11 protein-coding genes are annotated in these 11,466 nt (G+C 42.7%); 9 read left to right on the forward strand and 2 right to left on the reverse strand.

Going from position 1 to position 11,466, the window contains the following annotated elements; all coding sequences use genetic code 11:
- The first annotated feature begins 89 nt into the window (after positions 1-89).
- From OGM63_RS09555 to OGM63_RS09580, 6 genes are all read left to right on the forward strand, one after another.
- A complete protein-coding gene (locus OGM63_RS09555; RefSeq protein WP_263745283.1) occupies positions 90-1,112 on the forward strand; it encodes an aromatic ring-hydroxylating dioxygenase subunit alpha in 1,023 nt (340 codons plus the stop codon).
- Between the two features lie 46 nt (positions 1,113-1,158).
- A complete protein-coding gene (locus OGM63_RS09560) occupies positions 1,159-1,920 on the forward strand; it encodes a sulfotransferase-like domain-containing protein (protein ID WP_263745284.1) in 762 nt (253 codons plus the stop codon).
- Positions 1,921-1,996: 76 nt separating this feature from the next.
- Positions 1,997-2,740 carry an isochorismatase family protein gene (locus OGM63_RS09565; RefSeq protein WP_263745285.1) on the forward strand — a complete coding sequence of 248 codons (744 nt, stop codon included), beginning with the start codon at positions 1,997-1,999 and terminating at the stop codon, positions 2,738-2,740.
- A gap of 116 nt (positions 2,741-2,856) precedes the next feature.
- Positions 2,857-3,666, forward strand: coding sequence for an SDR family oxidoreductase (locus tag OGM63_RS09570; RefSeq protein ID WP_263745286.1), 810 nt, complete (start codon positions 2,857-2,859; stop codon positions 3,664-3,666).
- Between the two features lie 145 nt (positions 3,667-3,811).
- The gene (gene nadB, locus OGM63_RS09575; RefSeq protein ID WP_263745287.1) at positions 3,812-5,503 is read left to right on the forward strand and encodes an L-aspartate oxidase; all 1,692 of its coding nucleotides are present in this window, start codon (positions 3,812-3,814) and stop codon (positions 5,501-5,503) included.
- A gap of 280 nt (positions 5,504-5,783) precedes the next feature.
- Positions 5,784-6,242: a hypothetical protein gene (locus tag OGM63_RS09580; RefSeq protein ID WP_263745288.1), complete on the forward strand. Its 459-nt coding sequence runs from the start codon at positions 5,784-5,786 to the stop codon at positions 6,240-6,242.
- 51 nt (positions 6,243-6,293) lie between these two features.
- Here OGM63_RS09580 and OGM63_RS09585 read toward each other — a convergent pair whose 3' ends face one another.
- The gene (locus tag OGM63_RS09585; protein WP_263745289.1) at positions 6,294-7,502 is read right to left on the reverse strand and encodes a NupC/NupG family nucleoside CNT transporter; all 1,209 of its coding nucleotides are present in this window, start codon (positions 7,500-7,502) and stop codon (positions 6,294-6,296) included.
- 273 nt (positions 7,503-7,775) lie between these two features.
- Between OGM63_RS09585 and OGM63_RS09590 the strand changes: the two genes are divergently transcribed.
- Positions 7,776-8,039 (forward strand): peptidase, encoded by a 264-nt coding sequence (locus OGM63_RS09590; protein WP_263745290.1) that lies wholly within the window; start codon positions 7,776-7,778, stop codon positions 8,037-8,039.
- A 79-nt stretch (positions 8,040-8,118) separates the two neighbouring features.
- Here the strand turns inward: OGM63_RS09590 and OGM63_RS09595 are convergent, their stop codons facing one another.
- Positions 8,119-9,516, reverse strand: a complete 1,398-nt coding sequence (locus tag OGM63_RS09595; RefSeq protein WP_263745291.1) for an amidohydrolase — start codon at positions 9,514-9,516, stop codon at positions 8,119-8,121.
- Between the two features lie 82 nt (positions 9,517-9,598).
- Between OGM63_RS09595 and OGM63_RS09600 the strand changes: the two genes are divergently transcribed.
- Positions 9,599-10,366 (forward strand): cysteine hydrolase family protein, encoded by a 768-nt coding sequence (locus tag OGM63_RS09600; protein ID WP_263745292.1) that lies wholly within the window; start codon positions 9,599-9,601, stop codon positions 10,364-10,366.
- A gap of 124 nt (positions 10,367-10,490) precedes the next feature.
- Complete coding sequence (locus tag OGM63_RS09605) at positions 10,491-10,946, forward strand: cupin domain-containing protein (protein WP_263745293.1); 456 nt, start codon at positions 10,491-10,493, stop codon at positions 10,944-10,946.
- The last annotated feature ends 520 nt before the right edge of the window (positions 10,947-11,466 follow it).

The following is an 11,466-nucleotide window of genomic DNA, read 5'->3' on the forward strand; positions in this document are numbered from 1 at the left end:
AAAAAAATGTAGAGACGTAGCACTGCTACGTCTAATCAAGGTTTCTGTGTAAAGCATATTTAAATTAGGTCGATATCTACTGATTAAAAATGAATCCTGGTTTTATCGCTATGGTAACAACTGACAAAGTTCTTCTCAATGATTGGCATCCTGTGGCAACATCAAAAGAGTGCCAAATCAACAGTATTAACCGAGTTCGCCTATTAGAGGAAGACTTGGTGTTGTGGCGCGGTAGCAATGTTGAATCTACAATTCAAGTTTGGCAAGATCGCTGTCCCCATCGAGGTGTTCGTCTTTCTTTAGGAAAGGTAGTCAATGATTCTCTTGTATGTGGGTATCACGGTTGGCAGTACAATCTAGATGGTCAGTGTTTCTATATTCCAGCTAACCCTCAACAAAAGCCTCCAACAGGTGCGCGAGTAAGGACTTACCAATGTCAGGAACGCTACGGCTTGGTGTGGGTATGCTTGGGAGAACCGACTAAAGATGTAGCGGCATTTCCAGAGTGGGACGATGCCGACTATCGTCAAGTCTTAATGGGTCCATATAACTGTAATTCCAGTCCTTTTCGTACCTTCGAGAATGGGTTTGATGTCTCGCACTTCTGTTTTGCTCATGAAGGATTTGTGGGAGATTCCCAACAAGCACAAATTGAAGACTATGAAGTGGAAGTGGACAGAGATGGTATTATTGTTCGTAACCTTAAGATGTGGCAACCGGATCATGACGGAACTGGTGTAGGCGGAAAAGTTACTTACTTACAGCGAATTTGTCCCTTGACACTATATAGTGTTAAACATACTTGCAGAGGGCGGATGATTTTTTTCTTTACTGTGACACCTGTAGAGGAAGAAAAATGCCTGGTATGGATGTGGGTAGCCATGAATTATGGGGATGAAACTCCTGACTCAAAGTTGCGTGAGTTTCAGGATAAACTTTTTCGTCAAGATACCGTTTTATTGGAATCCCATCGTCCAGTTCGATTACCCCTGGTCTCTCAAAAGAGCACCAGCGCGGACTATCCAACAGAAGTACATGCTCAGTGCGATCGCACCTCTATTGCCTATCGTCGCTGGTTGAAGGATTTAGGTGTAACTTTTGGTGTTTGTTAAGAACCGTTTTCAGTAGATGGCTAAGTCAGCTTAAGAATATAGAATCATGACAAGTAATAAACACATAGCCATGTGGTTCTGTCCTAGAAGTCGTTCAACAGTAATTGCTCGTGCTTTTGGGCAGTTAGATGAATGCGTCGTTTACGATGAACCTTTTTATGGTGCCTACTTAGCTATCAAGGGTCAAGATAATTATCTGCCTCAGAAACCAGAAGAATTGTCAAAATACTCTGAACTAGACTACAAAAAAGTAATTAATAAAATTACTGGCAAGCTACCTGATGGTGCATCTTTCTCTTTTCAAAAACACAACACCAAGCACGCTTTGCCAGAATTTGGTAGAGATTGGATTAAGCAACTGAAAAACTTTTTTTTAATTAGAAATCCCCAAGAAACAATCTATTCATATTGGCAAGCCAACTATTGCCAAGGAAACTTGAAAATAGATAAAGTTGGCTGGCTGCAACATTTCAAGTTATTTGAAGAAGTTCAGCAGTTAACAGGGGAAACCCCTTTAGTTATCGACTCGAATGAATTGGTAAAAGCCCCTCGGAAGTATCTCCAGTTTTTGTGTACTAAGTTAGGAGTTAATTACTCAGAAAAAATGCTTGATTGGAAACCAGCAGACAACAGTTTGACATGGGTACAAGGAAGTCCCTACGAACACTGGTATACAAATGCTTTGAATTCCACTAAATTTACATATGAAGAAAAAAAACTTGATTTCCCGAATGAACTAATGCCTCTGCTTGACGAGTGTATGCCATACTATCAAAAAATCTTCCAACATCGCCTGGTGATTAATTAAGGATAAGAAAAACTTGTCCCAGAACTGGAAGGACTATAAACTCATCTTTTAATCCTGATTTCAATACATTGAATCTATGATCAGTAGTGTAATCAAATCTGACTCTACCGAAGCTGCGATCGCAGCTGCTTTACCCATTGACCCTCAACCATACACTGTGGGATCTCGCCCCACAGGATTAATTGTAGTGGATGTGGTCAACGGCTTCTGTACCGTGGGCTATGGTTCATTAGCTCCTACCGAACCTAACGCACAAATTGCCAAGATGGTGTCAGAGAGCGATCGCCTTGCCAGAGCCTTTACTGAGAAGGGTTTACCTGTTCTTGCCTTTCTAGATACCCACGAACCAGGTAAACCCGAACCTCCCTATCCTCTTCATTGTGAAAGAGGCTCAGGGGAAGAAGAATTAGTTCAGGAACTCAAGTGGCTAGAAACTCATCCACTGGGGACACTCATTAAGAAAGATTGCATCAATGGCTTCATTGGCTCCATTGACATTAACACTAGACACAATGCTTTACTTGATTGGGTCAACCAACACAACCTGGAAGCCTTAGTGGTTGTGGGTATCTGCACTGATATCTGCGTCATGGACTTTGTAGTCACCATCCTCTCGGTTCGCAATCACGGGCTGGTTCCGACTCTCAAAGACATTGCTGTCTATACCGAAGGCTGTTCTACCTATGACCTCCCCGCAGAGGTAGCAGCCGCTCAGGGACTTCCCAAGACTGCTATTCATCCCCAAAACATCGCTCACCACATTGGATTATACACGATGGCAGAACGGGGAGCCTTAATTGCCGATGCCATCTTCATGTGATTCCTATTAGGTAATGACCGGCTTTTTAATAGTTCATTGATAATATGTCGATAATTTTTTGATAAACAAACACTCTTAAACTAAGAGTGAATTAAATCAACTTTGAGGATGAAAATATGATTTCTAGACTTGTCATTGTCACAGGTGCAAGTGGTGCGGTGGGAAAGAGCTTTATTGACCACTTTTTACAACAACCGGACACAACCTGCATAGCAATTTCTAGAGCTTTTATGGAGACAGAAGCTACTCATTATCAAGCAGATTTACTCGATCCAATTATAACGGAAAAAGTAGTTAATCACCTGAACTTGTCAAAGGCTTCAGACATCATTTTAATTCATGGGGTTGGGAAATTTAAGTACGAATATGAAGATAGCGATCAGTTCATAGATGGGGATTGTGAACAGATCAAGATCGATGACGAAGTTTACTCCTCAAACTATCAGACTTTTGTCAATATTTCTAAGCCTCTAGTGGAAAAACTAGAACAGGAACATCAAAAAGGTCATCAAACGAGACTAGCTCTTTGTGGATTTGGCTCAATTACCGATAAGTATAAAATTCCTTTCTGGCACTCCTACACCTACGCCAAAGATACCTTGCGGGAATACATCAAAACCCTAGCGCACTCAGAGAGTTGGCAAGGACTGATCCGAGGACGGTTTATTAATGTGAGTACGACGGATACAGGGAATGAAAATAAGCTACGTCCCAACGCAACAGCAGAAGAAAAAAAATATTGGCTCAAACCTGATAAAGTTGTCGAGCAATCGATCAAACATCTTGAGAAATTCCATCCCCTGTGGCAAGAAATAGACGTATATGAACCAATGCCCGGATTTCAACCCGATGATTACTACGGCAATCATGATGAAATTAAACAGAAGTGGCTCCGGCAAACGGGATTGAGCGAATCTCAAATCTAAAAAAATAGAACTTACGCAACTTTGTTTGTAGTAAGCGCTTAAGCGCTTAGAACGGCACTAAAGTGCCTACTCCGAACCAAAAATTAGGCTACAAAAACTTACTAAATGGGTTCTTGGATAATTTATCGTCTATTAACAAAAAGCTATGTCTTCTGATATTGTCCCTGCTGAATTTGACATTCTTGTTGTTGGTTCTGGTGCTGCTGGACTCTACGCAACTTTGTGTATTCCCACTCATTTCCGCGTTGGATTAGTCACTAAAGATGCGCTCAATTCAGGTTCGAGTAATTGGGCACAGGGAGGCATTGCGGCAGCGATTAATCCGCAAGATTCCCCCCAATTGCATTTTGAGGATACGCTCAAGGCAGGAGCAGGGCTGTGCGATGCAGAAGCAGTACAGTTCCTTGTAGAAAATGCGAGAGCAGCAATCCAGTCTCTGATTGAGACTGGTGTAGCTTTCGATCTTCACGGAGACAAGCTGGCAACGACTCTAGAAGCTGCCCACTCTCATCCTCGTGTGTTGCACTCCGCTGACACGACAGGGAAAGAGATTGTGGATATCCTGACTACCAAAGTTTTGCTTTCACCTAACATCCAAGTCCTTTCCCAAGCCTTAGCCATAAGTTTGTGGCTTCATCCGGAAACGGGGCATTGCCAAGGAATTAGCCTTTTATATCAAGGAGAAATTTGCTGGATTCGGGCAGGGGCTGTAGTTTTGGCAACAGGAGGAGGTGGGCAAGTTTTTTCTCAGACGACGAATCCGGCTGTGAGTACGGGGGATGGGGTGGCGATCGCTTGGCGTTCCGGTGCTTTGTTGCGGGACTTAGAGTTTTTCCAGTTTCATCCTACGGCGTTGAAGAAACCGGGCGCACCTCGATTTCTGATTAGTGAAGCAGTGCGAGGAGAGGGTGCCCATTTGGTAGATGGAAGTGGCGATCGCTTTGCATTCAACTACCACCGAGAAGGAGAGTTGGCTCCCAGAGACGTGGTGAGTCGAGCCATTTTCAGTCACTTGGACAAAACTACGACGAATCTGGCAGATGCTCATGTCTACTTGGATTTACGAACTATTCCACCAGCACAAATACGCCAGCGTTTTCCCCAGATTATTAAAGTATGTCAGCAGTGGGGCATCGACGTTTTCCAACAGCCGATTCCGGTGGCACCTGCTGCACATTACTGGATGGGAGGGATAGCTGTGGATTTGAGCAGCCAAAGCTCGATTCCGGGACTTTATGTGATTGGAGAAGCTGCCAGTACCGGAGTTCATGGAGCTAATCGCTTGGCAAGTAATTCCTTACTTGAGTGTATTGTGTTTGCGGCTCAATTATCCCAAATTAAACCCCAGATTCAAATTGAACCGATTTTAATTGCAGAAAAGACGATACCCACCTCGTTAATAGAGTCGCTTTGGGTGGCAGAGTTTGAGCAAATTGCTGCGATCAGAGAGGCATTGCCCAACTTAATGTGGCAGAGTGCAGGTGTCTATCGCCAAGGAGAAGTTATCGAAGCGGCGATCGCTCAAGTTAGCGCTTGGCATGACGAATTAGCTAGTTTAAATGTAAGTCAATATTTATTCAATTTATCTCCCACCCAAGTCATAAAACTTGAGACTCGCGATGCTGACCAGCAATTGAGAACTACTATAGAAACGTTGAATCTTTTAGATATAGCCAATCTCATCCTCAAAAGTTCAGCCTTTCGTACCGAAAGCCGGGGAGGACATTACCGAATTGACTATCCTGATACTGAGTCAAGCTGGCAAGTTCATACCTTAGTTCAAGGCAAGCGTCAGTGGACATCACTCATCAACGGAATGGCACCTTCCATCAGGTGAAATCCTAGATTAACAATTCAAAATTCAATCAGGAATCTTTGCCGTCAGGTAAGCTGGCGGCAATTTTTGCAAGGGTTGCTATTATGAGTGATAGGTTGTTTGTCGGAAATTTTACTTTCCGACAATTTCAGGCGATCGCTCCAAGGCAATGTCAAAAGTTCTAAAAATATTCCCAGTTTGGCATTAACCTCCAGACAGATTTTTTCACAGGCAAAATTACTCTAGCCGCATTAAAAACTTTTAAGCTATAACGGTAAAAAGACAATGATGGGTAGAACAAGTGCGAAAAAATCAACTCCTTAACATCTTATTTGCACTTAGCTTATTAAGCATTTTAGGCTTTTCTTACGTCTCGAAACTTTCAGAGCGATCGCCAATCACTAGTTGCGGTGAATGGGGATTTTTTTCCTCAAAAGACCAAAAATACTACACTCATCCAGACAAAATTGTAGTCAAGCCTTGGGTTGGTCAGCATCATGTTTACGGTCTATTTATGATTCCGGATGGATATCTCAATGACATTTTATTTACAGTCACAATAAATAAAACTGAGGTTCACTGCGGAATTATAGGTTATGGTGATAGGAAATTTGCCACAGGCGTAAATACCAAACCAGGATATTATTTGATCAAAGGATTTTTGAACACGCGGATTGCTCTTCGGCTGATTCTCCAAGGTAAAGGAGATCAATTAAAACAGCCACAAAATTGGAAAATGGGTTACGTCAATCAAAAATAATGGGATTTGTTAGTGGTTAGTTGTGAAAAATATCAATTAAAAACCAACAAATTAGACCAATATCCCAGCAATACAAGCCGTGATAAAACCCGCAAGCAATCCGCCAATCATTGAACTTACACCCATACGTGCCAAATCGTGCTGGCGGTTTGGTGCCATCCCAGTAATTCCACCGATAGTAATTCCGATTGAGCCAATATTCGCAAAATTACACAGTGCGTAAGTGGCAATTATTGCTCCTCGCTGGGAAATTTTGCCATCTTTAATCAGTTTCCCCAAATCTACGTAAGCAATAAACTCATTTAAAATCGTCTTTTTACCTAACAACGCTCCGACTTGTCCGCAATCAGCTAAAGGCACGCCCATCAACCACGCCAGAGGTGCCATAATAAAAGATAATATCCATTCCAATGACAACTGGGGTAAATTAACAAGCGTTCCCAACCATCCCAGCAGGGCATTCACAGCAGCTAACAATCCCAAAAAGGCAATAATCATCACCCCCACATTAACGGCTAACTTCACGCCGTCAAGCGCTCCTGTTGTAGCAGCATCAATGACATTGACGTAATTGGTTTTCACATCCATCTTTACTTTACCCACCGTATCCGATACTTCCGTTTCTGGGTAAAGCAGTTTTGCTACCACAAGGGCAGTGGGAGCAGTCATAAAGAAAGCAGCGATCAAGTGTTCTGGTGGGATACCAAACGATAAATAAGCACCCAGTACTCCACCGGCAATTGTGGCAAAACCGCCTGTCATTACCGCGAACAATTCTGATTGCGTCATTGTTGCCACAAAGGGTTTAACAATTAGCGGTGATTCCGTCGGTCCCAAAAAGATGTTACCAGCAGTCGATAAAGACTCAGCCCCTGATGTTTTCATTGTCTTCATCATCACCCATGCCAGCCCATTTACCACCCACTGCAAAATCCCATAATGGTACAATACACTAATAAAGGCAGAGAAAAAGATAATTGTCGGTAGCACTTGAAAGGCAAATAAATGATCTTTAAATTTCTCTCCAAAGACGAATTTTGCACCTTCATCAGAGAATGCCAAAAAATTACTTACCACATCACCGAGAGATTTAAACACAGCTAAACCACCAGGAGTTTTCAAAATCAGCAGTGCAAATGCAAACTCCAAACCCAACCCCCAAGCGATAGTTCGCCAACGTATAGCGCGACGGTTGTTAGATAATGCGTAGGATATGGCGATAAAAACTAATACACCCAATGCGGAAATGGCTCGTTCCATGTATGCTCCCAAGGCAATTAAGATATTGAAGTAGAGACGTGACGGTGGAACGTCTCAGACACAAACAATACACAAAAATATATCCCTTTTTTCCTTTCTGATGTCTTTAGTGGTAGATCACCTTTTCCGGGTAAATTCTGTTCATGGCGAACTAGTTTCATTTTGTAGTTAGGCTGCGAGTTTGTGCAGCAACCTTTTTTACAGTTGGTTTATTCTAAAATTGAGTTATTTACTGTTTAAAAAAATAGGTAAAATTAACTTAGGAAATTATTAATGATACGTAGTTTCAGAAAATACCATCGCCAAATTGCGATCGCTCTTTGTATCCCCTTATTTCTCACCGTACTCACCGGCATGGGTTTTACTATTGCCCATGAATGGTTGCATCAAGACCAGTTAGGTAAATTTATCCTCGGACTTCACACCTTGGAAATCTTACATCTAGAAAAAATTTATCCCCTGTTGAATGGTTTGGGGTTAGTGGGCTTGTTGATTACTGGTGTCAGTATGACAGGTTTGTTTCGCAAAAGAGCTTAGAAATTATCTCACGCCAAGGCACAAAGCCGCAAAGAAGAACTTCTTTACTTTGCGTCTTTGCGCCTTGGCGTGAGATCATCTAATTTAAACCCATCACCCTGCGATAATGGGCTTCTATTTGCCCGACGGTTAGGGAAGTGCGGGTTGTCTGCCACTGACTGTGGTTAAATAATTCTTGTCGTAAGTTATCAACATCAATAGTTTTTACTTTACCATCGGCGACGATTTGCTTGCCATTCACCCACACGCGATCGACAACGTTGGTGGGACGACCTAAAACTAATAAACCAATGGGGTCGGTGCGGGGCAGTAATGATAAACTGGTGAGGTCATACATTACTAAGTCGGCTTTTTTCCCAACGGTGAGGGAACCGAGTTGATCTGCCATATTTAGTGCTTTTGCACCACCAAATGATGCCATTTCTACGGCTTGACGGGGTGTAATCCAGTGTTGATAATCTTTGTCGGTAAGGTTATGCAATATTGAACCGATTTTGATGGCTTCGAGTAAGTCTTGGGAGTCGTTGCTGGATGCACCATCACAGCCAAAGGTGACGTTGACTCCAGCTTGACGATATTTTAAGATGGGAGCGATGCCGCTGCCTAAACGCAGGTTGCTTAAGGGGTTGTGAACGACTGTAGATTTCGTTTCTGCAAGGATGGTGATGTCAGCTTCAGTTAAGTGAACGCAATGAGCTAGAGAAGTGCGATCGCCTAAATATCCAATTCGTTTAAGATGTTCTACAGCACTGCAACCATATTTTTCTTGAGCGAGTTTTTCTTGCGCTTTGGTTTCGAGTAAGTGCGAGTGACGGCAAAGGTCATATTTTTCGCTTAATTCAATGCACCCGGTAAATAAAGCATCAGAACACAATTGTATCCCTGTGGGAGCTGTAACAATATATATACCCTCATCTGGACGATGAAATTGCTTTACCGCTTCAGCGATAATTTCCAATGTTGCCTGGGTTGAGCGAAAATAAGGCTCATGGGTTTGTTCTGATTCTCCCGATGGTATCCCCGCACTCAGAGATTCATCTTGAATTAACGGTGCGACAAAAGCGCGAATTCCCACTTCTTGATAAGCACGAACCGCTGTAGCAATGGTTTCTAACTCTTTACCTGGAATTAGTACCAGATGATCTACTACAGTTGTACCACCGGAAAGTAAAGTTTCTACGGCTGTACCCAAAGCGCTGAGGTACAGTTTCTCGATATCCAGCGGTGCAAAGTCGTAAAGTTCTGCCAACCATAATTCTAGGGGAAACATTGACATAATTCCCCGCTGCCACATTTCTGAAGAGTGAGTGTGGGCGTTGACGAAACCAGGTAGTAACAGTTTATTTTTACCATCAATTGCGGTGGCGATCGCGTCTATCATAGGAGAGATTGCAGCGATGGCATTATCTATAATCTGCACATGTACGGTGTCGTAACCGTTTTCAACTGGAATTAAAACATTTATTATTGTATCCACAATATTTAACCTTAATTAAGTAATTTCACTTCCGGATAAATTCAAGCTACAAAGAAAAAAATGATGTTGGGTGAAATAATTTATGAATTTGCCTTTTCGGACATTGGGAGTTGCACCAAATGCTTGGACGGTGAATCATGCGATCGCAGATATCACTCGTCCCCCCGTAACCCCACAAAGAGTTATCTTAACAACAGAAACTAAAGAACTACACCTCGACTTGGCAAAAACTGCTATCCTCGTCATTGATATGCAAAACGACTTTTGCCACCCTGATGGGTGGTTATCACATATCGGCGTAGATGTCAATCAGGCACGTCAGCCCATCGAACCTTTGAAAAACTTACTTCCAGAACTTCGGGCTGCTAGAATTCCTGTAATTTGGGTAAATTGGGGTAATCGTCCCGACTTACTCAATATTAGCGCCGCTTCGCTTCACGTTTACAAGCCCACAGGTGAAGGTGTAGGATTAGGCGATCGCCTGCCTGCCAACGGTGCTAAAGTATTAATGGCTGGTAGTTGGGCAGCTGCGGTGGTCGATGAACTCGAACAACTACCCGAAGATATTACCGTAGATAAATACCGCATGAGTGCTTTTTGGGATACCCCTTTAGATAGTATCCTGCGGAACCTGGGAAAAACGACACTGTTCTTTGCTGGTGTCAACGCTGACCAATGTGTAATGACCACGCTATGCGATGCCAACTTCTTAGGATATGACTGCGTGCTAGTTAAAGACTGCACTGCGACAACTTCTCCTGAGTATTGTTGGCTGGCAACCCTGTACAACGTCAAACAATGCTTCGGCTTTGTAACTGACTCCCAAGCGATTTTAAAAATGTTGAAATAGATATTTTAAGAGGGGGAAAGGGGTTCATGGGAAAGGGAAAAGGAAAAGAATTATTACCAATGCCCATTGCCCAATGCCCAATGCCCATTAACAACCATCGACAACTTATGAGGAAATAAATTAAATGCACGCTACTCGTTGTATAATTCCTGTTGTCAAGTCTCCTAAAGATTACCAAACCTATCGCATTAGTCCCGATGACACCAATCGGTTAGCAATCATTTTTGATTCGGCAAATGCTAACGCTTCCTTAACTTGTTGTATAGAAATTTTTGATGTCGGTGGCAAGACACCACCCAATCGTCATCAATGGGCTTTAGAAATATTTTTTGTCCTCAAAGGAGAAGGCATTGCTGTTTGTGATGGCAAGTCTGTAAAAATTCAAGCCGGAGATAGTTTGTTAGTGCCACCCACGGGGACGCATTTAATTAGAAATACAGGTTCAAGTCGCTTGTATACGCTGACAATTATGGTTCCTAATGAAGATTTTGCCGAATTAATTAGAAGTGGTGTACCAGTAGAATTAGATGAGGAAGATATGGCAGTACTTGGAAGATTAGATTCATTAATGCCCTGTTGAAAAGGGGACTGGGGAAGATTTGGATGAGGATTGGGACTCGAACTAAATCGCGACGAGTAGTTTACATCCCAGTCCCCAATAACCAGTAACCAATACAGTCCGCGATCGCCTGATAATTGTGTTGTTGCAGTTGCACAATGTCCGCAAAATTCGTGGTCCAAAGGAATTTATCTCAACACTTCTGGCTCGTGACTTTATTTTAGAACATCTAACACAGAAGCTGGGCTTGACTGCATAGTATCAACTTTCTGTCAATGCGTAAGTTCTAGTGCTAATGAGTCGTCGTGATCCGAATACCCCCTATCAACCCTATCCCTTTGATCTTGCCGATGCTGACAGCGAGGTAAAAGCCCTGTTAATCGAAAAGCTCAAAAAAGCTGAGTAGCGGAAGTGGAAAGTTGACACTCCCCGCTCGCTCAGAGACGGGGATTCTCAAGAATACAAAATCTTAGTAGACCTTGATTCTTAATGGCTGTGCCAAACAGCCTCTAGACAGTCCGGTAAAACCATTCTGCTTACT

The sequence above is a fragment of the Plectonema radiosum NIES-515 genome, assembly GCF_025753815.1.
GTDB lineage: Bacteria > Cyanobacteriota > Cyanobacteriia > Cyanobacteriales > Nostocaceae > Hassallia > Hassallia radiosum_A.